Origin of the sequence: Actinomadura sp. NPDC048394 (assembly GCF_040651755.1) — a bacterium.
In the GTDB taxonomy this organism is placed as follows: domain Bacteria; phylum Actinomycetota; class Actinomycetes; order Streptosporangiales; family Streptosporangiaceae; genus Spirillospora; species Spirillospora montaniterrae.
This window is the reverse complement of sequence record NZ_JBEZJL010000031.1, coordinates 1-23,892: the sequence shown is the minus strand read 5'-3', so window position 1 is coordinate 23,892 and position 23,892 is coordinate 1. Positions and strand designations below refer to the sequence as shown.

15 protein-coding genes are annotated in these 23,892 nt (G+C 75.2%); 3 read left to right on the top strand and 12 right to left on the bottom strand.

Features of this window, described 5'->3' with window-relative positions; genetic code table 11:
• Nucleotides 1–18 precede the first annotated feature (18 nt).
• The 5 genes from AB0C78_RS23220 to AB0C78_RS23200 are packed head-to-tail and all read right to left on the bottom strand — an operon-like array spanning nt 19 to nt 9,220.
• A complete protein-coding gene (locus AB0C78_RS23220) occupies nt 19–3,378 on the bottom strand; it encodes a hypothetical protein (RefSeq protein WP_360751136.1) in 3,360 nt (1,119 codons plus the stop codon).
• Between the two features lie 41 nt (nt 3,379–3,419).
• The gene (locus AB0C78_RS23215; protein WP_360751134.1) at nt 3,420–6,530 is read right to left on the bottom strand and encodes a chromosome partitioning protein ParA; all 3,111 of its coding nucleotides are present in this window, start codon (nt 6,528–6,530) and stop codon (nt 3,420–3,422) included.
• Entirely contained in the window at nt 6,527–7,183 is a 657-nt protein-coding gene (locus tag AB0C78_RS23210; RefSeq protein WP_360751132.1) for a hypothetical protein, read from the bottom strand. The genes AB0C78_RS23215 and AB0C78_RS23210 overlap by 4 nt, the downstream gene beginning before the upstream one ends.
• Entirely contained in the window at nt 7,176–8,012 is an 837-nt protein-coding gene (locus tag AB0C78_RS23205) for a hypothetical protein (protein WP_360751130.1), read from the bottom strand. The genes AB0C78_RS23210 and AB0C78_RS23205 overlap by 8 nt, the downstream gene beginning before the upstream one ends.
• A 2-nt stretch (nt 8,013–8,014) precedes the next feature.
• On the bottom strand, nt 8,015–9,220 hold the full coding sequence (locus AB0C78_RS23200; protein WP_360751128.1) for a hypothetical protein: 1,206 nt from the start codon (nt 9,218–9,220) through the stop codon (nt 8,015–8,017).
• Nucleotides 9,221–9,418: 198 nt separating this feature from the next.
• On the opposite strand from AB0C78_RS23200, the gene AB0C78_RS23195 reads away from it, so the two are divergent.
• The 3 genes from AB0C78_RS23195 to AB0C78_RS23185 all read left to right on the top strand — a co-directional run bounded on the left by AB0C78_RS23195 (nt 9,419) and on the right by AB0C78_RS23185 (nt 16,928).
• Nucleotides 9,419–14,317, top strand: a complete 4,899-nt coding sequence (locus AB0C78_RS23195; RefSeq protein ID WP_360751126.1) for a LuxR C-terminal-related transcriptional regulator — start codon at nt 9,419–9,421, stop codon at nt 14,315–14,317.
• A 106-nt stretch (nt 14,318–14,423) separates the two neighbouring features.
• Nucleotides 14,424–15,932, top strand: a complete 1,509-nt coding sequence (locus AB0C78_RS23190) for an AMP-binding protein (protein WP_360751124.1) — start codon at nt 14,424–14,426, stop codon at nt 15,930–15,932.
• A gap of 81 nt (nt 15,933–16,013) precedes the next feature.
• Nucleotides 16,014–16,928, top strand: a complete 915-nt coding sequence (locus AB0C78_RS23185; protein WP_360751122.1) for an AMP-binding protein — start codon at nt 16,014–16,016, stop codon at nt 16,926–16,928.
• Nucleotides 16,929–17,226: 298 nt separating this feature from the next.
• Here AB0C78_RS23185 and AB0C78_RS23180 read toward each other — a convergent pair whose 3' ends face one another.
• From AB0C78_RS23180 to AB0C78_RS23150, 7 genes are all read right to left on the bottom strand, one after another.
• The gene (locus AB0C78_RS23180) at nt 17,227–17,895 is read right to left on the bottom strand and encodes a response regulator transcription factor (RefSeq protein ID WP_360751120.1); all 669 of its coding nucleotides are present in this window, start codon (nt 17,893–17,895) and stop codon (nt 17,227–17,229) included.
• Nucleotides 17,892–19,151 (bottom strand): sensor histidine kinase, encoded by a 1,260-nt coding sequence (locus AB0C78_RS23175; protein ID WP_360751118.1) that lies wholly within the window; start codon nt 19,149–19,151, stop codon nt 17,892–17,894. The genes AB0C78_RS23180 and AB0C78_RS23175 overlap by 4 nt, the downstream gene beginning before the upstream one ends.
• A gap of 1 nt (nt 19,152) precedes the next feature.
• The gene (locus AB0C78_RS23170) at nt 19,153–19,887 is read right to left on the bottom strand and encodes an ABC transporter permease (RefSeq protein WP_360751116.1); all 735 of its coding nucleotides are present in this window, start codon (nt 19,885–19,887) and stop codon (nt 19,153–19,155) included.
• Nucleotides 19,888–19,899: 12 nt separating this feature from the next.
• Nucleotides 19,900–20,814, bottom strand: coding sequence for an ABC transporter ATP-binding protein (locus tag AB0C78_RS23165; protein ID WP_360751113.1), 915 nt, complete (start codon nt 20,812–20,814; stop codon nt 19,900–19,902).
• Between the two features lie 185 nt (nt 20,815–20,999).
• On the bottom strand, nt 21,000–22,433 hold the full coding sequence (locus AB0C78_RS23160; RefSeq protein WP_360751111.1) for an aldehyde dehydrogenase: 1,434 nt from the start codon (nt 22,431–22,433) through the stop codon (nt 21,000–21,002).
• A 122-nt stretch (nt 22,434–22,555) separates the two neighbouring features.
• Nucleotides 22,556–22,990 carry a deaminase gene (locus AB0C78_RS23155; RefSeq protein ID WP_360751318.1) on the bottom strand — a complete coding sequence of 145 codons (435 nt, stop codon included), beginning with the start codon at nt 22,988–22,990 and terminating at the stop codon, nt 22,556–22,558.
• Between the two features lie 7 nt (nt 22,991–22,997).
• The gene (locus tag AB0C78_RS23150) at nt 22,998–23,684 is read right to left on the bottom strand and encodes a dihydrofolate reductase family protein (RefSeq protein WP_360751109.1); all 687 of its coding nucleotides are present in this window, start codon (nt 23,682–23,684) and stop codon (nt 22,998–23,000) included.
• Nucleotides 23,685–23,892: the final 208 nt, after the last annotated feature.

The window sequence follows — 23,892 nt, the reverse complement described above, 5'->3', positions numbered from 1 at the left end:
ACCCGCCCGGAAGGTTGGTCACTCCTCGGCGGTGTGGATGTGGCGAGCGGTGTAGGCGACGTCGGGGTCGGGGTGGGTGCGCAGGGTGCGCAGGAGGGCTCGCCAGGGTTCGGGCCAGCCCGCGCGGGGAGCGTGGCCGCCGGCGAGCGCGGCGGCGAACAGGCCACCGGCGAGGTCGCCGCGCGCCGCGAGGCGTTCCGCGTGGGGGAGGACCGCTTCGGGATCCGGCGTGCCGGCGGGGAGGGACATGTACTCCGCGAACTGGAGCCACGTGTCGTCCGCCCACGGGACGAGGGACTCGGCGACCTGCTGGGCCGCGAAGACGCCGCCGGTGCAGCGGTCCGCGAGGGCGTCCAGGGCGGTGGCGATGCCGGGCGCGTCCCAGCGGAGCGTGGCGGCTTCCAGCTCGCAGGCGAGGTCGCGGGGGAGGCGGCCGTCGAGGGCCGCGATAGCGCGCTCGGCGGTTTCTCGGTCGCGGCCCGCTGCGCCGCGGACCGCGCCGACCAGCTCCGACAGCCGCTGGAAGGCGGGCAGGTCCCGCTCGGCGTCCGCGCTGGGCTCGTCGGGCGCGGTGGCCAGGGCGGACGCGGCGGCGCCGAACTCCGCGGCACCGAACCCTGCGACGACGCAGCGGACCAGCGCGTCCAGGGCGGGCCTCCAGCCCTGGGCCGTGTCGAGGTCGGTGACGAGGCCGGCGAGCAGCGCCGGGGCGTCCGGCGCCCACTGCGCCCACTGCGGGACGTACGGCAGCGCGGCGTCTCGCGCCTCGGTGTCGCCCGAGCCCGCCACCCGCACGACCAGCGAGGCGCAGAAACCGCGGAACCGCTCCTCGACGGCCAGCGGCGGCGTGCCGAGCACCTGGCGGGCCAGGTCGCGCGGGCCGCCGGCGGCCTCGGTCAGGATCCGCCGCGCCACCGGCTCGGCCAGGTACGGGCGGACGGCCGAGGCGATCGCGGCGCGGACGTCGCGGTGCTGGCCGGGGTCGTCCCAGGCGGCGGCGATCAGGTCCAGGGCGTCCGGCACCCGGTTGTGCAGCAGGATCCGCAGCGCCTCCTTGCGTGCGGTGATCTTGCCTTCGCGGAGCGCGGGGCCGAGGAGCGCCGCCAGCTCCGAGGGACGGACGAAACGGGCCGCGCGGGTCATCGCGTACATCGCGACGTGCGCGTGGTCGGTGGCGGCGTGCGCGAGCAGGTCGGGCAGGACGGCCTGCGGCGACGCGGTCCACGCTACGGCGGTCAGCGCGGTGCGGCGGATCAGGTCGTCGTCGGAGTCGAGGTAGGGGCGCAGCCGCGCCGCGTCCACGCCGGGGACCGTGCCGATGGTCCGGATCGCGCTCGCCCGCGCGTCGCCCGTCTGCTCCTCGTTGCCGGCGATGCGAGCGAGCAGGCCGAGGTAGGCGTCGCGCTGCCGGGACGTCCACCGGCGCATCCACGCCGCCGTCATGTGCGGGACGTAGGTGACGTCCGCGCGCTGGAACCGTCCCGGCGGCGTCGTCCCGCCGAGGACCAGGTGCAGCAGGTCGGTGCGGTCGCGGGCGATCGCCGCGAGGACGGCGGGGACCGCGACGGCCGACGCGTCCTTCGCGACGACCCGCCCGACGCGGTCGGCGCGGGTGTCCGGGGGAGCGAGCCACAGCCCGATGGCCTGTGTGAGGACGGCGTCGCTGCGCGCGTCGAGCGCGGCCTCCAGCGCGTCCTGCAGCCGCGGGACATGGTGCGCTCGGCGGCCCAATGCCCGTACGAGCAGCAGCGCGAGGCGGTGGTCGTCGCGGCGGGCGGCGGCGTCGAGGTGGGGCGCGAGCGTCTCGGCGAGCCGGAACTCCTGCCCGTGCCGCAGCACGTGGTCGAGGCGGCCGAGGAACACCGCGCCGGCATGGCCGATGAGCCGCTCGACGAGCCCCAGCCCGAACACGACCAGGTCGGCGTCGTCGCGGATCGCGCCCTGCCGGCAGAACGCGGCGGCGATCCGCCCGAGCGCCTGGCGGGTCATGTACGAGCAGTCGCGGGCGGCGAGCGCGTCGTCGGCGAACCTCCCCACCGCCGCCGCGTGCTCGTCGCGCAGCAGGCCCTCCGGGATCTTCGCGAGCGCGTCCAGCGCCGAGTACCGGACGGGATCCTGCTCGTTGCGGAGCCGGACGAGCGACTCCAGCATCGCGGTCAGCGTGTCCGGGTCGCGGCTGCGGCCCGCGCACGCGATGAGCAGGGCGTATCCGGTCGCGCGGTCGTCGGCGTCGGGGCGGCGGGTCAATGCCTCCAGGACCGGCAGGCCCTCGTCGTACGGCAGGAACGCGCTGATGCTCCAGTAGCGCGCGGGCGTCTCGGCGACCCGCCGCACCCGCAGCATCCGCCGCGCCTCCCGCACCCGGAGCGCGCGCGGGAGGACGTCGAGGAGCGACTCGTCCAGTTCGGCGGCCGACAGGTCCACCCCTGCCATCGCGGCGTCGAACACGTGCTCGCGGCGCGACGGCGGGAACGCCTTCAGCAGCAGGCGGAGCGCACTGTCGTCCTCGCGGACGGCGCGCGCCACCCGCGCCACGTCGCCGTCGCCGAGCGCCGCGAGCCTGTCCCGGACGGACCTGCGCCACAGCACCCGATGCAGCGAGCGCCGGTACCGCTCGGAGGTCAGCAGCTCGATCATCCGGACCGGCTCGGCCTCCAGCAGCACGCCGGTCTTCGGCTCCAGCGCGGACGGCAGGTCCGGGTCGCCGCCGAACCGCTCCAGCAGTCCGACGACGCGCGCCGGGTCGTGGTCCACCGCTGCCGCGACGCCGGGGCCGTACCGTCCCCACAGCCCGGCCCGCAGCCAGTCGGCCGCCTCCGCGAACCGCTGCTCCGCGTGGTCCAGCACGACGCCGGGATGCGCGCCGCCGAGCGACGCCCAGTTCGGGACGGCCCGCGCGAACGCGTCGATCCGCTCCGCCACTACCTCCGCACTGCAGGCGGGCAGCAGCGCGGCGGCCTCCTCCACACCCCAGCGGTCCGCGACCGGCCCCACGAGCGCGTCCGCCAGGTCCGTACGCCGCCGCTTGCGGACGGCGTCGTAGATCTGCGACCGGATCGCCGCGGGCGCGTCATCGAGCCCTGTAAGGAACGGCTCCGGGCCCACCCCGTGCTTGACGGCCAGCCGGATCGCCCAGCAGGCCAGCTCCGCGTCCGCGTCGCCCATGGCGCGCGCGATGTATGCGAGCGACGCCTCGTCCCGCACGGCCGACGCGACGAACAAGCCCACCGACCGCTCGTAGTGGCCGCGGGCCGCCAGCTCGCCGAGCAGCGCCGCGAGCTCCGGCGTGCCGGCCGACCCGCGCAGGTCCGCCAGACGGCGGCAGCGCTCCCCGAACGACAGCGGTTCGACTTCGGTCAGGAGCTCGTCAGCGCGCATGCCGCGCATCCTGCCGGATCCGCTGCCCGCCTTCACATGATTTACGGCGCTTCGCCGGGGACCTCCGCCCGCGCCCGGGTGATCGTCTCCGCCAGCTTCCGGACCCGCGGCTCGTGCTCGTCATAGCCCACGACGACCGGCGGCTCGTTGTACGGCATCGTGTCCGACGAGCGGCGCAGCTTCACGTACTGCCCGCACGCGTCGATCGCGTACGGCTCCATGTCGTCCTGCAGCGCGCCGATCACCGTGATGCCGTGCGTCTCGCCGATCTTGCGGAACAGCGCGACGGCCTCCTTGCGGTGCTCCTTGCCGAGGTTGCGGCCCAGCTCGTCCAGCACCAGGCAGAGCCGCCCGCCGCCGGAACTGGCCAGCGCCGCCGCGCACACCAGCTTGACCGCCTTCTCGTCCATCAGCGCGGTGTTCGCGCGCCGGTTGTAGGGGACGTACCGCTGCCCGTCGGAGCGCCGCCACTTCGGCGTCACCCGCCACCGCCACTCCTGCTCCGGATCGCCCGGCTGCTCCGGCGTCGGGAACTCCAGCGTCGCGCCATAGCCGCCGTACGTCACGTCCAGCTTCTCGAACTCCTCCGCCACCCGCTGGAGCCGCGCCCGGATCGCCGCCGTCAGCGCGGTCCGGTGCGCCTCCGCGGCGCCCGCCGCCTCCATCGCGCCCTTGCGCGCCTTCTCCAGGTCGGCGCGGCGCCCGGACATCTGCACCTCGATCTGCCGCCGCTGATGCCTCTCGTAGTCCTCCTGGCGGCGCAGATAGCCCTCCAGCGACTTCGCCAGACGCGGGAACGTGGTCTGCTCCCGGTCGGTGCGGCGGCCCTCGCCGTCGGCGCGCTCCCGCAGCAGGAACCGCGTCTCCTCCGGCATGTCCTCATCGGACGGGCCTTCGGGGAACACCCGCCGCATCGCCTCCGACAGATGCTTCTCGGCGGTGTGCCACCACTCGGCCGGCGTCCACGTCTTCTCGTCGTCGTCGAGGCCGGACAGCCACTCGGCGGCGCCGTCCCGGGACCCGCCCCACTCCTTCTCCAGCTCCTCAATGCCGAGCGCCGCACGCTTGTCCGCCAGCTCCGACGCCTTGCGCCGCACCCGGTCGCGGTCCCGTTCGTGCGCCTCCTTACGGCCGCGCAGCCGGTCCACCTCCAGCGCGCGCGTATCCGCCTTGGCCTGAAGCCGCCGGACGGTCTGCTCCGCCGAACCGAGCCGCGGCCCCAGCTTCGACTCGCTGCTCGCCAGCTCCTCCAGCTGCGCCCGCAACTCCGCCATCCGCTCGTGGACCGCGTCCAGCTCGTCCGCCGCCTGCGCGCCCGCGAGCCGCCGCCCCGCGCGCGCGACATCAGCGGCGGCATCGGACGTCGCCTGCCGCGCGTTCTCCAGCGCCTCCTTCGCCGCCTCCACCGCGGCCCGCGCCGCCTGCACGCGCGCCACACGCCCCGTCACCGGCTCCGGGAAGCCGCCGACGATGACGACGCCCTTCCCATCGCCCTCGAACGCGCCGAAGAAGCGCGTCAGCGGAAGCGCGCACCGGACCCCCTCCGGATGCCCGGCCACCGGCTCACCGCCCGGGTCCAGCTCCCCGTCCGCCGGGACGATCATCGAACCGGGCAGCCCCTTCAGCGCGTCCGCCGCCGCGTCCAGATCGGACGTCCCGACCACGACCGCCTCCCGGTACGGCCACAGCGCCGCCTCCCAGCGGTCCCGGACGTCCGCCGCCAGCTCCACCGCGTCCAGCAGCCCCACCGCCGCGATCCCCGCGGCGGCCAGCGCCCTGATCTGCGCGGGCGCGCTGCTCTCGCCCGCCTCCGCCTCCGCCAGCGACCGCTCCGCCCGCGCGACCGCGCCGCGCGCCATCCCGAACTCCTGCTGCGCCTCGTCCCGGCGCGCCTCCGCGTCCGCCAGCTCCGCCTTTGCGGCGGCGCCGTCCCGGCCGTCGGCCTCCCGCCGCCGCTCCTCCAGCGCCGACACCTGCCGCCGCAGCTCCTCCAGCCGGTTGCGGGCGACCGCCTTGTCCGCGCCGAGCTTGTCGGCCTGCCCCTTCAGCTCGGCCAGCGCCGCGCTCGCCTCACCGAGCCGCGCGTCCAGCGCGCCCCCGGTGAGCTGCTCGATCTCCCGCTCCGCCGCCTTCGCCGCCGCCGCCAGCTCCTCCGCCTCCGCGCGCAGCCCCTCCTGCTCGGCGGCGTGCGCCGCGTCGGTCTCCGCCGCGTCCGCCAGCAGCCGCGCCTGCCGCGTCCGCCAATGCCGCAGCGCCGCCGCCACCTCCTCGCGCGCGCGGTCGCGCCGGTCGAACGTCTTCAGCAGCGACGCCGCCTCCAGCTCCCACTCCGCGAGCCGGTCCGCCGCCTCCGCCGCCTTCGCCCGCTCCCGGTGCTCCTCCGCGCGCGACTTCCGCTCCGCCTCCAGCTCCCGGTCCAGACCCGTCAGCGCCGCGATCGCGCTGAAGATCCGCTCCGGGCTGATCTCGTTCAGCGGCTGCGACAGCAGGTTCGTCGCGACCTTCGACCGCACCGACGTCGACAGGAACGACACGCACCGCACCCGACCGCCGTACAGGACGCGGCTCAGGTCCTTCGCCACCAGGTCGCGGCGGCCCGCGCTGCGCGGCAGGCTCGCCCACAACCGGTCGGCAAGCGCGACCCGCCCCGCCTCCGACGGCGCCGACGCCAGGTACACGCCCTCCTGCCAGCGGATCTCCAGATGCGGCGCGTCCACGTTCACCCGCAGCCACACGGTCAGCGCGGTCTCGGCTTCGGTTTCTTCCTCGGTCTCGGTCTCGGCGGGGTCGGCGTAGTCGAAGACGCCCACGATGTAGCCGTGGTCGGCGCTCGCCCACTGGCTGTCGCCCTGCGCCGCCAGCTCCGCGTTGAACAGCAGCTCCGCCACCGCCCGCGCCCCCGACGCGAACCGCCACTGCTCGTCGCCCAGCAGCGCCGTGATCGCCGCGATGAACGACGACTTGCCCGCCCCGTTGGAGTCCTTCGGGCCCTGCCCCGCCACCACGATCAGCGTCCCCGGGACGGTCGGCACCGGATGCGTCGACAGCCGCGAGATGTTCACCGCCTGCACCGCCACCAGCGTCCGGTCGCCGACGAGGTTCTCCGCGTCCCGGACGGGCCCCGGCACCAGCGGCTCCAGCACGGCCGTCATTCGCTCTCCCCCTGATCGCGTTCCCGCCCCCGCCGCCGCGCCCGGATCGCCGCCGCCAGCGGCGAGTCCGGCCCCGCGGCCAGGATCAGCTCCTCCTGCAGTCGGCGGCGCGCCGCCGGTGTCAGCCGGTGGAACTGCGGCCCCGGCACGAACCCGCCGGAGTCGTCCGCACCCGCCTTGACCTGCGCCACCAGGCCCGCCAGCCGCAGCCGCCGCAGCGCCGCGTCCAGCTCCCCGACGGGCAGCTGCGTCCGCCGCCTCAGCTCCTCCACCGGCGTCGGGTACGGCGACAGCCACGAGTCGTCCTCCAGCAGCCCCGCCGCGCGCGGGATCGCCACCGAATGGATCAGCACCAGCGTCAGCACCGCCCGCTCCTGGACGGGCGGCACGCACTCCTCGTCCTTCGCCAGCTCCGCCGCGACGTCGTCCCGGTAGCCCGAGATCCACGACGTCTGCTCCGACCTGACCAGCGTCCGGCCGCTCAGCGCCAGCATCTCCTCGACCGTCCGCCGCAGCGCCGGTTCCCGAAGCGCGGGGAACCGCACTTCCGGCACCGGCTCCGCCGCATGCTCCACCGCCATGTACGCCGCGACGAGCTCCGCCCGCCGCCGCTCGTCATAACCGCGCAGCAGCCCCTCGAACAGGTCACTCACCGAGGCTCCCGGGGTCTTCCTCACGCGGCTCGCCTGGGTCCGGGACCGCCTCGCCCGGGCCCGGCTCGGCCTCGTCTGAGCCGTGCGACGGCGAGTTATCCACAGTTGAAGATTTTTCCGCCGGTGGTGGCGGGGCTGCGGCAGGCTCGTTCACGGAAGGTGATCGGAACACCACAGGAGGCGCGGATGACGCAGGTTCTCTTCCCGACCCCGAAGGCTCCGCCGCCGGTCCTTCGCCGGCGCTCGGTTCGGCGGCTCGGGGCGACGGGACGGCCGGGGGCGCCTCAAGCGGATCCTGGACGTGCGATTCCGGCGGCGGTTCGGGGAGGCGGTGCAGCAGGGAGCGCAGGGACGACAGAGTGTGCTCCGCCCAGAGAGAGACCCGGGGGCCGGGACGGACGATGCCGCCCTTGTCTCCAGAGCCCTCGTCGAGAAGGAGCCACCCGGTGTCGGCCAGACGGCGGAGCTCGCCGGTGGCCCAGCGGCGCGCCAGGTCCGCGTCCCCTCGGGACATGCCCGCGTAGACGTCCAGGACGGCCGCGACCGTGGCCGGCGCACCCGGCCACGGCGCGTCGTCCAGCCGGATCCAGCAGCAGCGCAGCGCGGCGGCGAGCACGCGGCGCGCCTGGCCCGCGCGGTCCAGCGGCATGGGCGCGGTCTGGTACTCCTCCAGAAGCGCGGGCGTGGCGCCGTCCGGCCAGACCGGCAGCAGCCACACCCGGTCCCCGTCCGTGGCCGCGGACGTGCCCGCCGGCACCGGATCGGCCGCGGCGACCGACGGGGCGCCGAGCACGCGGGCGCGGGCCCGCGCGAGAACCTGCGGGTCCACGGTCACGTCCTCTCGAACCATCCCGGCGTCACCCAGGTGGGCGCGCCGTCGGGGCGGACGTCCAGGCCGTCCGACCAGACCAGCCGGTACGGGAGCTCGGGGTGCAGGTGAGCCGACGACAGGTCGGCGAGCGTGCGGCGTGCGGTCACCCAGTCCTGCGCGAGGACGTCGTGCACGGCGACCCGGTCGCGTCCGCGCAGGACCTCCTCCGCCATGGCGCGCAGCCGTTCCATCGCCGTGACGTCGGAGCCCGTGTCGTCCGACAGGCCCGTGTCGGGCACGGACGGCCGCGGCGGAGCCGGCCGCGGCGGGGTCGCCCGAGGCCCGTCCTCGACGGCGGTCACGACCGCGGACGGCTCGTGCCACGGCGCGGCCGCGTCGAACACGAAACCGTCGAGGACGGCCGCGAGCTCCTCACGGCCCGCCGTGCGCGCGAAGGTGCGCCACGTCTCGGGCGGGAGGAGGGTGAGATTGCGGGTCGTGCCGGCGGAGTCCGTCAGGCGCGCGGCCGCCCGGCGCGACGCGTCGCCGTAGGCGTAGATGGCGGCGCGCAGGTCCGTGCAGGTGCGGTCGAGCTGCGGCCACCGCCGCAGGATCGCCCCGTGCAGCCGCTCCGCGCGCAGCAGGATCTCCTCGGTGCCCCACAGCTTCGGGGCCTGCTCCCGCAGCTCCTCGATCGTCCCGTTGGTGAGGGTGACGAGCTCGACGCTCCACAGCCGGAACGCGCGCGCCAGGCCCTCCGCTCCGTCGCGGGCCTGCTCGGGCGTCATCCGCGGGTCCGCGACGTTCAGCTGCTCCAGCGCGAGGAGCCGGTGCATTTCGCTCTGCCCGCCGTCCAGCATCATGCGGCGGACGAACATCAGCCCCACCACGCTGGTGAAGGAGGCCCGGTAGCGCAGCTGGTTCGGCTTGGGGAACACCTCCCGGACGGCGCCGAGCCCCTTCAGCACCCGCAGCCGGTTCTCGAACACCTCCGACGGGTACCGGCGGCACACGTACCGCATCTGCTCGCGGCTCAGCCCGTCCTCGCCCGCGCCGGCGAACGCGGCGAGCAGCGTCTCGGCGACGTCGACCAGCTCGGGATCGTCCACCACGGCGCCGCTGTCGCGCGCCAGCGCCGCGAACATCTGCCGGTACACGCCCAGCACGGCCTCGCCGACCAGCACGTCGTCGAGGCTGGCGGCCGCGTTCTCGGAGGCGGTGGACACGGCGCACTACGGTACGGCCCCGCGGCGCCCAAGGTGGAATCGGCGGCGGGGCCGCCCGCGAAAACGGGGCCCCGAAACCGCAGACGGCGCACGCACAGCGATGACACACTCACAGAGCGACCCGGACTTCCCGGGCCGCGCGCCGCACCAGGGCACGGAACGCAGCGGGCCGGACTCTTCGGACACGGCAGGAGGGGCATGACCGAGCCGAGCTCTCCCCTGAGGACGAACCTCCCCGCCGAACCCAACGCCTTCGTCGGCCGCGAGCGCGACGTGGCCGACCTGCGCCGCCTCCTCGAGGGCATGCGGGCGGTCACGCTGTGCGGGGCGGGCGGCATCGGCAAGACGCGGCTGGCCCTGCACGTCGCCCGGACCATGCTGGACGCCCATCCCGACGGTGTCTGGCTCGTGGAACTCGCCGGCGTCCGCCCCGACGGCACGCCCGAACCGGTCGCGCGGCGCGTCGCGGCGGTGCTGGACGTGGCGGAGGAGGAGGGCCGCCGGACGGCCGACACCCTTGCCGACGCGCTCCGCGGGCCGTCGGTCCTGATCGTCCTGGACAACTGCGAGCACGTCATCGAGGAGTGCGCGGAGCTGACCGGCCTGCTGCTGGCCCGCTGCCCGCGGATGCGGGTCCTCGCGACGAGCCGCGAGCCGCTGCGGATGGCGGGCGAGAACGTCTGGCGGGTCCCGCCGCTGGAGCCGCACGAGGCGGTACGCCTGTTCGCCGACCGTGCTCGCGCCGCCCGCCCCGGATTCGACGTCACCGGCGGCGTCGAGGAGGTCACGCGGGCCTTGGACGGCATGCCGCTGGCCCTGGAGCTCGCGGCCGCCCGCGTCCGGGTGCTGTCGGTCGAGCAGATCGCCGGCCGCCTCGCCGACCGGTTCCGGCTGCTCAGCGCCGGCGACCGGACCGCGCCGCCCCGGCAGCGGACGCTGCGCGCGGCGATCGACTGGAGCCACGACCTGCTCGGCGACCGGGAGCGGACGCTGCTGCGCCGGCTGTCGGTGTTCGCCGGCTGGACCCTCGAACAGGCCGAGCACGTCTGCGCCGACGGCGCGCTCCCCGCCGAGGACGTCCTGGACCTGCTGACGGCGCTCGTCGACAAGTCCCTGGTGGCCGTCGTGGGGGAGATGGCGGGGCAGATCCGGTTCCACCAGCTCGACAGCATCCGGGAGTACGCCGCCGAACGCCTCGCCGAGGCCGGCGAGGACGCGGAGTTCCGGATGCGGCACCGCGACACGGTGCTGGAGGCCGCCGAGCACGACGGACGGCTCGCCCTGGCGGAGGTGCCCGGCGCATGGGCCGACCGGGTCGCGCTGTTCCGCCGGTACGACGCCGAACTGGGGAACGTCCAAGCCGCGCTCACTTGGTCGCTGGACCGCGGGGACATCGCCAAGGGCCTGCGGCTGTGCACCGCGCTGCGCACCTTCTGGATCGTCCGCGGACGCGTCGCCGAATGGGCCGACTGGACGGACCGGTTCCTCGCCCACGCGTCCGGCGCCGACCCGCGCACCCTGGGCGCGGCGCTGGCCGGCCGCGCGCAGCTGGCCGTCGGCGGCCGCGACTTCGCGCAGGCCGCGCGGTACGCCGAGGAGGCGCTCGGCCCGTGCCGGGACGCCGACGATCCGCTCGCGACCGCGTCCGCCCTCGTCACGCTGGCCGAATCGCTGGCCCGTGCCGGCCGGTTCGAGGACGCCGCCGCGCGGCTGGACGAGGCCGATGCGATCGCCGCCGGACCCGGCCGGGAATGGGTCCGCGCCTACGCCCGGATAACCCGCGGGTACCTGCTGATCCGCCGGGGCCGCCTCCGCGAGGCCCGCGAGCACTTGGACGCCGGCGCCGCGGTGATGCGGGAGATCGGACAGCTCTGGGGCGCCGCGCACGCCATCATCGGCCTCGGCCGGCTGGCGGAGCTCCGCGGCGACCCGGGCGCGGCCCGCGCCCACTACGCCGACGTCCTGCCGATCCTGGCGGAGATCGGGGCGCGCCCGGAGATGGCGAGGGCGCTCGCCGGCATCGGCCGCGTCGCGTTGGAACAGCGGGACACGGCGTCCGCGCGCGATGCGCTGTCGCGAAGCCTGTCGCTGAGCCGCTCGTCCGGCATCCGCCTCGACATCGCCCGCGCCCTGGAGGCCTTCGCCGAACTGGCCGCCGTCGAGGGCGACGCCCGCGGCGCGGTCACGCTCGCCGGCGCGGCGTCCGCGCTCCGCGAGGCCACCGGCCGCCAGCCCGGCGCCGGCGCCCGCCGCGAACGCATGCTCGAACCGATCCGCCGCCGCCTCGGCGAACCCCTCGTCGCCCAGTTCTGGGGCGAAGGCCGCGCGATGCCGCCCGACGACGCGGTCGACTACGCCCTGCATACCCGCGCGACCAACCACCCCCAAACCCCCGCCCCCCGCCCCACCCGAGACACCAAACCCCCAGCCGCTCCCCAGACCCGCGACGACTCCAGCCGCCCACCCCACACCCCCGCAGCACACGCAACCGGCGCAATCCAAGACCAGTCACCACCGACACCGGAACACGAACGATCACCCGCACTCCCCAACCAGAAGCCCGCTCGCAAGCAACCAACCGCATCACAAAGACCAGCCGAGACCGAGAACAAGCAAGAGACGCCCGTCCGACAGAAGCTGGACCCGAGCCGACCAAAGAAGCCCACCCGACAAGCCTCGAACGGTGAGCCGACCGAAGCGCCGCAGGCATCGGCGTCCCGGTTCTGGGGCGCGCGCAAGCCGGGCACAACCGACACACCACAAGCCAACAGACCAGAGCCCGGCCGACAGGTCCCAGACGCTGAGTCAGCCAACCCGACGGCGGTGCCGTCCGGCGACGCGGAGAAACCGGGCGCGGCCCATACGCCCGACACTGGCCGGCCGGACTCCAGCCCACAAGTTCCCGGCGGCGAGCCGCCCGGTTCAGCAGCGTCGTCGTTCGGTGGCGTGAGGAGTCCGGGCGAGGTCCATGCGCCCGGGACCGGCCGGCGGGACTCCAACCGACGGGTTCGCAGCATCGAGCCGACCGAGCCGGCGGGGCCAGCGGCGACGTCGGCGTTCAGTGGCGTGGAGAGTCCGGGCAAGGCCCATGCGCCCGGCAGCGGCAGGCGGGACTCCGATCGACAGGTTCCCGGCGGCGAGCAGGTCGAGCCGGTTGAGCCGGCCGAGGCGGCGGGGCCAGCGGCGGCGTCGACGTTCGGCGGCGCGGAGGAGTCCGGCGTGTCCGGCGCGCCCGATGCCGACTGGCCGGAGTCCGACCGGTGGGTTCGCGGCGGCGGTGAACTGACCGAGGCGCCCAGTTCAGTGGCGTCGTCGTTCGGCGATGTGGGAAGTCCGGGCGAGGCCCATGCGCCTGGCACTGGCGGGCAGGAGTTCGACCGGCAGGTTCGCGGCGGCGAGCCAGTCGAGCCAGTCGAGGCGGCGGGGCCAATGGCGGCGTCGACGTTCGGTGGCGCGGAGGAGTCCGGCGTGTCCGGCGGGCCGGATGCCGACTGGCAGGAGTCCGGTCGGCGGGTTCGCGGCGGCGAGGCGGCCGAGGCGGTCGAGGCGGTCGAGGCGGTCGAGGCGGCGGGGCCAATGGCGGCGTCGACGTTCGGTGGCGCGGAGGAGTCCGGCGTGTCCGGCGCGCCGGATGCCGACTGGCCAGACTCCGGCCGGCGGGTTCGCGGCGGCGAGGCGACCGGGGCGGCCGAGGCGGCGGGGCCAATGGCGGCGTCGACGTTCGGTGGCGCGGAGAAGCCCAGCGTGGCCGACGCGCCGGATGCCGACGAGCAGGAGTCCGGTCGGAGGGTTCGCGGCGGTGAGCCAGCCGAGGCGCCGGGGTCAGTGGTGGCGGTGTCGTCGTTCGGTGATGTGGGGAGTTCGGGCGAGGCCCGTGGGCGGGACGCCGGCTTGCCGGAGTCCGGCCGGCGCGTTCGCGGCGGCGCGGCGGCCGAGGTGGCGTCGTCGTTTGGTGGTGTGGGCGAGCAGGGCGCCACTGCGTCGGATGCCGACTGGCAGGAGGCTGGGCGACGAGGCTTGGACGATGGGTGGGCGGAGGGACCGCAGGGGCCAGCCGCGTCACCCGTCGGGGGCGAGCGGCAGCCGGATGCGGCCTCTGCGGGGCAGGCCGGTGGGCGGGAATCTGGCGGGCGAGTTTCTGAGGGGGCGACGGCCGAGGCGCAGGCGTCAGCGGACGTGGTGGAGGGGGCGGCGACGGCGTCGTGGTTCGGGGACTCGCAGGAGCCGGGTGTGGTCGGTGCGCGGGAGGTTGGTCGACAGGAGGGTGGGAGCCAAGGCTTGGGCAGCAAGGCTGCAGGGGTGGCGCGGGGGTCGGCAGCAGCTTCGCAATTCTGGGGTGCGCGGAAGCGGGGGACGGACTCTGCGCAGGAAGGCGGTTGGCGGGAGTCTGGCGGGCGAGTTTCTGAGGGGGCGACGGCCGAGGCGCAGGGGTCAGCGGACGTGGTGGAGGGGGCGGCGACGGCAGTGTCATTTGGCGGCGGACGGGCGTCGGGGGCGGTTGGCGCGGAGGAGGTTGATTGGCAAGAGGGTGGGCGGCAGCGCATGGGGGGCGAGTCGGCGGCGGTGCAGGAGACGGGGTTCCGGAATGCGCGAGGGGGAGATGTGGGAGACCGCGGCTGGGAGGGGCCGGGTAGTGGGTGGGAGGGAGCAGGTAGTGGGCGGTCGTCGTCGAGTGCGGTGCGGGGGGCGGAAGAGACGACTCATCTCGGACGTGGAGGTGCGTCGAGCTCTGCTTTCGGGGGTGGAGGTGGGTCTGGCGTTGCGGGGGCGCAGGGGGGCGGTCAGTGGGTGCCGGGTGGGGGGCTAACGGGGGCGCTGGGGAGTTCGGTGGAGGGAGTACGTGAGGGGAGCGGACGGGAGTTGGAGGGGGGTGGGCGTGCTCGGCCGTCCACGCCGCCCAGCACGTTGACGGTGCGGGAGCGGGAGATCGCGCGGCTCGTGGCGCGGGGGTTGACCAATCGCGGGATCGCGGACGAGCTGGTGATCAGTCCCGCGACCGTCGCGCGGCACGTGACGAACATCCTCACCAAGCTGGGCTACTCGTCCCGTGCACAGATCGCCGCATGGGTCGTGGAGACCCTGCCCGCCGAGGATTGAGGGGGGTGTGTACACACCCCGGAGTGGGTGAGGGGGTGCTGAATACGACCTTGCCTGCGTAGTCCGGTGCATGTGCTGGACGCGGCGTCCAACATAGCGTCGGTGCATGATCTCCAACGGTGTGGGCGCGGCCGCCGCGTATCCCGGTGCGACCGTGACGCGGGCCGTGTTCGGCGGGGCCGGGTCCGATGCCGCCAAGACCTCCCGGCCCGCCGTGGCGGACGCGTCGTCCGGCCGGTCGCTGACGTACGGCGAGCTGGCCACGCGGACGGGCGTCGCGGCGGCGGGGCTCGCGCGGGAAGGGATCCGCCCCGGGGACGTGGTGGGCCTGCACCTGCCGGGCGGTCCCGAGTTCGCCCTCGCGCTGCACGCGGTGACCGCCGCCGGCGCCGTCCCGTTCCCCGTGGGCGGGCTGCCCGCCGCCGAGACCGCGCACCTGCTGGAGTCCGCCGGGGCCCGAACGGTGATCACCTGGCCGGGGCTCGCCCGCGACGTCCGAGGGCAGGACCGCCGGCTGTTCTGCTTCGGCGCGGAACCCGGCACCGAGCCGTTCTCGGCGCTGCTCACCGGGGCCTCGGCGTCGGCGGTCCGCGTCGACGCGTCCCGCGACCCCGCGCTCGTCGCCTGCACCGGCGGCCCGCCCGGCCCGGTCCGGACGGTCCGGCTCACCCACGCGGAGATGGTCGCCGGACTGGTGCGGGTCGCCGAAGCCGGCATGATCGGCGCCGCCGACACCGTGCTGACGGCGCTGCCGCTCACCGGCGTCCTCGGGCTGAACGGGGTGCTCAACCCGGCCCTCCGGCTCGGCGCCACGGTCGTCGCCTTCACCGGCGGCGGCCGCCACGACCTGCTGCGCGCGCTGCAGCGGTGGCACGCGACCGTCGCGGTGCTGCCGCCGCCCCTGGTCGAGGCGCTCGCCCGCGACCGCACGGTCGGCCGCTACGACCTCGGGACGCTGCGCGCCGTCGTCGCGGCCGGCGGCCCGCTCGCCGCCGAGGACGCGCGCGCCGCCGCGGCCCGGCTCGGCTGCCCGGTCAGGCAGGCCTACGGGCTCGCCGAGGCCGCCGGCATCACGCACCTCAACCTGCGCGCCGCCGAGGAGGGCACCCTGGACTCCGTCGGGCGCGGCCTGCCCGGCGTCAGGTGGTCCGTCGTCCACCCGCGGACCGGCGCCGGCCAGCCGTCCTACCAGCCGGGCGAGCTGTGCGTGCGGCTCCCGGTGGCGCCGACCGCCGCCGTCCCCGTCCGCTGGCTCCCGACCGGTGACTCCGCGTTCGCCGACGACCACGGCCGCGTGTTCGTGCTCGGCCGGGTGGGCCGCGCCCGGCCCGAGCCGCCCGGCGAACCCGAGGCGGTGCTCGCCGCGCATCCCGCCGTGTCCGACGCCGCCGTCGCGCCCGTCCCCGACGACGACCTCGGCCTGGCGCCGCACGCGTTCGCCGTCGTCACCGACGAGACCTCCGTGGCCGACCTGCTCGCCTACCTCGACACCCACGTCGCCGGGCATCGCGGAGTCGTCGCCGTGCACCTCGTCGACGAGATCCCCCGCGACCCCGGCGGCCGCGTCCAGCGCCGCGCCCTGCTCGAACGCGCCGGCCTCGGCCCGTTCACCTGACCCTTCACCGAGGCGGCTACACATGTGTCTACACAGGTCTTCGGATGTGACCGGATGAGGGCGGCGCGTACGGTCGGCCGCATGCTGGACGGAGAGACCGGCGGCGTGGGAGTCGCCGACGCGACGGTGACGCGGACGGTGCTGGCGGCGATGAGCGGCGAGGACCGGACGGCGGTCGTCGACCGGGGACGGGCGCTCCGCCGCGCACGGTTCGCGGAGGCGGTGCCCGCGGCGGCGCAGGGACTGCGCCGGCACGGGGTTCGCGGCGGCGACGTCGGCGCGATCCACCTCACGGACGCCTGCGACCTGGCGCTCGCCGTGCACGCGGTCGGCGCGGCCGGGGCCGTGCCCGCGCCGCTGCCGCCAGACGCGTCCGCAGAGGAACTCGCCGCGATGATGAACGAGGCGGGCGCGCGTTTCCTGCTGACGGGCGAGGAGACCGCAGCGCGGTCGCTGCCCGCGGCGGACGACTCGTACGTGCGGCAGGTCTTCGCGTTCGGGGACGTGCCGGGCGCCACCCCGTTCGGCCGCCTGCTGGACGCGGGCGCCGGGCCCGGCGAGGCGCCGTCCCCGGACCCGCTGCGCGACGCGTCCCTGCGGCTCACCGGCCCGCGCGAGGACGTCACGCACGCCGACCGGCTCGCGGACCTCTACCGCCTCGGCGGCGCCGTCGCCCTCGGGGAGGACGACGTCCTGGTCTGCTGCGGTGCGGACGTGCCGGTGCGGACGTGGGTCGGCCTCGTCGACCTGTGCCTCGTGCAGGGAGCCGCGTTCGCCGGGGTGCCGGAGCCGGACGCCCGCGACCTGCTGGAGGCGATCCTCCGGTACGAGGCGACCGCCGCGGTGGTCAGTCCCGCCAAGCTGCGCGCGCTGGCCTTCGACCACGGAGCCGTCCCGATGCCCGGCGTCCGGATCCTGGTGGCCGGGCCGCTCTCGGCGGAGGCCGCGCGCGCCTGCCGCGTCCGGCACGGCTGGACCGTCGCGCCCCTACCCTGACCCCGGACCCAACGCCCCACGCACTGCGCAACCCGCGCCGCTCCACGGCCGAAAACACAGCCACGCAGCGCCCCCCGCGATGCGGTTGCAGCGCGGCCAGGGCGTGGGGTGCGGTGCGGCCAGGGCGTGGGGTGCGGTGCGGCCAGGGTGTGGGGTGCGGTGCGGCCAGGGTGTGGGGTGTGGTGCGGCCAGGGCGTGGGGTGCGGTGCGGCCAAGGCGTTGGGGTGCAGCGCAGCCGGGGCGGGGATGCGGGGTGGCCGGGATGCGGAGTGCGGTGCGGCGGGGTGCGGGGGTGGGGTTAGGGGGAGTTGGGGGGGAGTAGGCCTCGGGTGAAGGCGGTGGCTACTGCGGCGGCGCGGTCGTTCACGCCGAGCTTGCCGTAGATGTGCAGCAGGTGCGTCTTGACGGTGGCCTCGCTGATGAACAGCCGGGCGGCGGCCTCGCGGTTGGTGCTGCCGCGCGCGATCAGGCCGAGGACCTCCAGCTCGCGGGGGCTGAGCGGCTCGTCGCCGCGGGGCGCGGCTGGACGGGTGGCGGCGGTGCGCATCCGGTTCATCAGCCGCGTCGCCACCGACGGCGACAGCACGGACTCGCCGCGCGCGGCGGCGCGGACCGCGCGGAACAGCTCGTCCTGCAGGGCGTCCTTGAGCAGGTAGCCGGTGGCGCCCGCCTCGATCGCGGGCAGCACGTCGCTGTCGGTGTCGTAGGTGGTCAGCACCAGCACCCGGGCGGGCAGGCCGCGCTCGGCCATCCGGGTGATGGCGGTGACGCCGTCGGTGCCGGGCATCCGCAGGTCCATCAGCACGACGTCGGGGCGGAGGGTCTCGGCGAGCCGGACCGCCTCGGCGCCGTCGGCGGCCTCGGCGAGCACCTCGAAGCCGGGCTCGCCGGTGAACATGCCGCGCAGCCCGTCGCGCACCACCGGGTGGTCGTCGGCGATGAGCAGGGTGATCGTGCCGCCGGTCATCCGGCGTCCCCCATCGGGACGGCGGGGACGCTCGCGGAGATCGCGGTGCCGGCGCCCGGCTCGGACTCGATCTCCAGCGTCCCGGCGACGCGGGCGACGCGGCGGCGCATCGCGGTGAGGCCGTAGCCGCCGTCGGCCGACGGCGCGACCCGGTCGGGCGCGAACCCGGCGCCGTCGTCGCGGACGTCCAGCGTGATCAGGTCGCCCATGTACGACAGGGTCAGCGCGACGCGGGACGCGCCGGCGTGCTTGGCGACGTTCGCCAGCGCCTCCTGCGCGGTGCGCAGCAGCGTCCCCTCGACCTCCGGGTGCATGATCCGTACGGTACCGGTGGTCCTGACCTCGGCGGGAACGCCGTGCAGGGCCGTCCAGCGGCCGGCGACCTCGGCGAGCGCCTCCGGCAGCGCGGACTCCTCCAGCGACTGCGGCCGCAGCGCCTGGACGGACCGCCGGGCCTCGGCGAGGCCCTCGCGCGCCATCTGCTGCGCGACGTCGAGGTGCCGTTCCCAGTCGCCGTCGCGCTCGCGGGCCTGCCGGGCGGCCTGGAGCTGGGTGACGACGCCGGCGAGGCCCTGCGCGATCGTGTCGTGGATCTCGCCGGCCATCCGCTGCCGCTCGTCGTGCACGCCGGCCTCGCGGGCCTGCGCGAGGAGCTGGGCGTGCAGGCCGGCGTTCTCCTCCAGCGCCGCCTCCAGCTTCGCGTTGGCGTCGGCGAGCTCGGCGATGACGTCCCGGCGCCGGTCGGACTCCTCGCTGACGCGCCAGGCGAACAGGGTGATCCCGCCCGCCAGCAGCACGTTCACCCCGAAGACCAGCAGGTAGACGGGCAGCGCCCCGCGGTCGATGTGCAGGATCCCGCCCATCTGCGCCGCGGCGCCGAGCGCGGCGCAGACGACCACGGCGAGGGCCCGCCAGCGGGGCCCGAGCCAGAACGCGTGCATGTACCCCGTGATGATCGCGAACCCGTACATCCCGTTCATCGCGATCAGCGCGCCGATCAGGGCGAGCAGCACGACGTAGTAGGCGCCCGCGACGCGGGGACGTTCCAGCCGGTCCCGGTGCAGGACGGCCATGTACGTCACCAGCGCGATCGCCGCCGCGCTCAGCCCCGCCTGGAGCGCGATCCGGCCGGGCGACCCGTGGTCCACCAGCAGGCCCAGCGCCGTCGCGAGGCCGAGCGAGACGTACGGGACGACGTTCAGGACGCTCTGCTCCCGCCGCTCCCAGGCGTCGACGTCGTACTGCTGGTCAGGCACGTCACTCCCACCGGAAGAGCCGGGCGGCGGCCAGCGTCGCGACCACCGCGTACACCGCCATTATCGCCAAGTGGTACGGATGCGGTGTGTGGCCCATCCAGGCGTCCCGCATGGACCGGATGCCGGCGCCGAGCGGGGTGAAGTCGCAGATCCGCTGCAGGGTGTGGGGCATCTGGTCGTACGGGATGTACACGCCGGCGAGGAACATGCTGGGGAAGAACAGCAGCGACCCGACGGCGTTGCCGGCCCGTCCGGTCGGCACGACGGCGCTGACGAGCGAGCCGAGCGCGAGCAGCGCGAGCAGGCACAGGACGGCGGCGAGCAGGAACCAGCCGAAGCCGCGCGGGGCGGGGGTGCCGAACGCCGCCGCACCGACGACGATCATGACGGCGGCGGTCACCGCGCCCGCCCCCGCGTTGATCACCAGCTGGGCGGTGAGCAGCGCCGACGGCCGGACGGGGGTGGCGCGCATGCGGCGCAGCACGCCGCGCTCGCGGTAGTCGGACAGCACCCCGGGCAGCATGATGAGGCTGAGGATCGCGAACGCGATCCCGGTGCCGAGGACGGCCATGTACTCGGTGGTGCTCTGCCCGCCGAGGTCCTTGGACGGCTTGGTGGCGTCCGGCATCAGCCCGAAGCCGAACAGCAGGGCGAGGGGGAGCGCGAGGGCGAACAGCGGGGTGAGGACCTCGCGCATCCGCATCCGGAACTCGATGGCCAGGATCTTGCCGAGCATTCTGCGGCTCCTTCAGTCGCGGGGGGACGGCCCGCCGGTCAGGGCGAGGTAGGCGTCGTCGAGGGTGCGCTGGTCGATGCGCAGGTCGGCGACCACGATGTGGTTGCGGGCGAGGACGGAGGTGACGGCGGTGGCGAAGTCGCCGCGGCCGGTGACGACGACGTGCCGGCCGGACCGCCGCACGTCCGTGACGCCGGGCACGCCGGCGAGCAGCGCGAGGTCCAGCTCGCCGGCGGGGCGGAACCGCATCCGGCCGCCGCCCCCGGTGGCGTCCTCGATGAGCCGGCCGGGGGTGCCCGCAGCGACGACGCGGCCGGCGTCGAACACGGCGAGGCGGTCGCACAGCTCCTCCGCCTCGTCCATGAAGTGGCTGATCAGCACGACGGTGACGCCGTCGTCGCGGATCCGGCGGATGAGGTCCCAGGTGGCGCGGCGGGCCTGCGGGTCCAGGCCGGTGGTCAGCTCGTCGAGGAACGCGACGCGCGGCGCGCCGACGAGCGCGAGCGCGATGTACAGCCGCTGCGCCTGCCCGCCGGACAGGCTGCGGACGCGCGTGTTCCGCTTGTCCTCCAGGCCCCATTGCGTGAGCAGCTCGGCGGGGTCGCGGGGTGATGTGTAGAAGGAGGCGTACAGCTCCAGCGCCTCCCGCACCCGGATCGATCCGGGCAGGCCGGTCTGCTGCAGCTGGACGCCGATCCGCTGGTGCAGCTCCCGGCCGTCGGCCTGCGGGTCGAGGCCGAGGACGCGGACCGTGCCCGCGTCGGGGCGGCGCAGTCCCTCCAGGCACTCCACCGCCGTGGTCTTCCCGGCCCCGTTCGGGCCGAGGATGCCGAAGATCTCGCCCTCCTCGACGGAGAACGACACCCCGTCCAGGGCGGTGCGGCCGCCGTACCGCTTGGTGAGGCCGTCCACCTCGATGATCGCCAACGCGTGCTCCTCAGGTCGTCTCGCTACGACCTCAAGGCTCGCGGAGCGGCCCTCGGCTGGGCATCGACCGACCGGTCACGCGGCGGCTGATCCGCCGCATCAGCCGATCGGTGGATGGGGCTGAGACGTCGCGTGCCGTCCCGTGAAGGCGCTCACGGGACGGCACGCGGGTCCGGGGGAGGGCGTCAGGCGGGACGCGGGATGGACTTGTGCTCCAGGTAGGCGTTCAGGCCCTCGGGGCCGAGCTCGCGGCCGAGGCCGCTGTTCTTGAAGCCGCCGAACGGGGTGTTGGGGTCGAGGCTGTAGAGGTTGACGCCGCAGCTGCCGGTGCGGATGCGGCGGGCGACCTCGACGCCGTGGTCGACGTCGCCGGTCCAGACGGAGCCGCCGAGGCCGTAGTCGCTGTCGTTGGCGATCCGGACGGCGTCCTCCTCGTCCTCGTAGGGGATCAGGACGAGCACCGGGCCGAAGATCTCCTCACGGGCGATCCGCATGTCGTTGCGGACGTCGCCGAACACGGTCGGGGCGACGTACCAGCCGCGGTCGTGCGGCCGGTTCAGCCCGCCGGTGATGATCTTGGCGCCCTCGTCCTGGCCGATCCGGATGTAGTTCTCGACGCGCTCCTGCTGCCGCTTGGCGACGAGCGGGCCGATCTCGCTGGAGTAGTCGGCCGGGTCGCCGACGGTGAGGCCGCCGACCATGGTCGCCAGCGCGTCGGCGACCTCGTCGTAGCGGCGGCGGGACGCGAGGATCCGGGTCTGCGCGGCGCACGCCTCGCCGTTGTTCATCAGCGACGCCATCTTGAAGCCCTCGATGGTGGAGGCGAGGTCGGCGTCGTCCAGCACGATCGCGGCGGACTTGCCGCCGAGCTCCAGGGTGACCCGCTTGAGCTGCTCGCCGCAGACCGCGCCGATCTTGCGTCCGGCGGCGGTGGAGCCGGTGAAGGACACCTTGTCGACGCCGGGGTGCGCGACGAGGTAGGCGCCGACCTCGCGGCCCGCCGGGACGATGTTGACGACGCCGTCCGGGATGCCCGCCTCCTTGATCCACTCGGCCAGCAGGTAGCTGTCGAGGGGCGTCTCGGGGGACGGCTTGGCGACGACGGTGCAGCCGGCGATCAGCGCGGGCGCGAGCTTGAGCATCAGCGTGAACTGCGGCACGTTCCACGGGACGATCGCCGCGACGACGCCGACCGGCTCGCGGGTGACGGTGACCGGGCCGAGCATGCCGGGCCGCTCGTCCTCCCAGGCGTAGGTGCCGGCGAGGTCGACGTAGTACTGCAGCACCATCTGCGGGATCGCGGCCTGCCCGAACACCGAGAACAGGATCGGCGAGCCCATCTCGGCGGTGACGAGGTCGGCCATCTCCTGCTGCCGCTCGGCGTAGATCGCCGACAGCCTGCCGACCTTCTCGGCGCGCTCGGCCGGGGTCATCCGCGGCCAGGGGCCCTCGTCGAAGGCCCGCCGGGCGGCGGCGACGGCCGCGTCCATGTCGGCCTCGGTGCCGTCGGGCACCCGGCCGATGACCTCCTCGGTGTGCGGGGAGATGACGTCGATGGTGCCGGTGCCGGCCGGTGCCGTCCACTCGCCGCCGATGAACAGCCGATCGTGCTCGCGCATGCTGAAGTGCCTCCTGCCGGGGTGCCGCGGAGAGTCCGGAGCGCATCCGCTGACCGAATGCTTGCTTGGCTCAGCATTGCACGCGGTCGAGGGGGGTTGGCAAGGGAAATGAGACTAGAGTCTCATCCGGCGAGCAGATGCGCGTTCGGCTCCCGCGCCGCGCCCGCCAGCTCCGGCAGTTCCACCAGTTCCACGCCCGCCGCCTCGAGGATCTCCGCGCCGGTGCCCGCGGCGAACAGCGACGGCTCGCGCCACGCGAACACCACCCGCCGCGCCCCCGCCGCGACGATCAGCTCGGCGCACGGCCGCGGCCGCGACGCGCGGTTCCCGCACGGCTCCAGCGAGCTGTAGACGGTCGCGCCGCGCAGCACCCCGCCGGACTTGGCGATCGCCGCCTCCTCCGCGTGGTCGTGCGGGTCGGCCTCCCGCGAGTGCCCGCGCGCGATCTCCCGGCCGTCCGCGCCGACGATCACCGCGCCGACCGAGAACGCCGTCGTCGACGGCGGGCACAGCGTCGCGAGGTCGCAGGCCAGCGCCAGCCACCCGGCGTCGTCCATGATCGCGTCAGCCACGCTCGCTCCCCGCCAGGTACCGCAGCAGCGCGAGGTCGCCGATCCGGGTGATCTCCGCCAGCCGCATCGGCCGCTCCGGCGACTGCGGGAACACCCCCGACCGGACGAACCGCGGCGCCGACGGGTCGCCGACGAAGAACGGCGCCACGACCAGCTGCAGCTCGTCCACCACGCCCGACGTCAGGAACAGCGTGTGGACCGCGCCGCCGCCCTCCACCATCAGCCGCCGCACGCCCCGCGCCGACAGGTCGGCCAGCACCGCCGCGAGCTCCAGCGGCTCGCCCGCGTCGACGACCTCGCCCAGCCCGTCCAGCCGTCCCGCCAGCTCCGCGACCGTGCCGGACGGCGCGTACACCAGCTTCGGCGACTCGCCCGTGGTGAAGAACCGCGCGCCCGGGTCGAGGTCGCCGCTCCAGGTCAGCGTCACCTTGGTGAGGTCGGGCGGCAGCCCGCGCGAGGCCCGCCGCTCCCGCCGCGCCTGCGAGCGGATCAGCAGCTTCGGGTCGTCGGCCCGGACGGTCCCGGCGCCGACGAGGATCGCGTCGCAGCTAGCGCGCACCGCGTCGACGCGGTCGAAGTCCGCGGCGCTGGACAGCCGCAGCCGTTCCGGCGCCGCGTCGTCGATGTACCCGTCGACCGACATCGCGCAGCTCAGCAGCACGTAAGGACGATCACCCACCACCCAAGCCTAAAACCTCCCCCACCACCCCCAAGCCACCCAAGCACCAACCCCCGTCCGCACGCCGGGCGAAGCCGAAGGCGAGCCCGGCTGGACGGGGACGCAGCGACCCGAGCCGTCACGCGAGCGCGCTATCTGACCGGTGGGGCGAAGCCGAAGGCGAGCCCCACCGGGAAGCTCGCGAAGCGAGTTCGCGCTCGCCCAATCA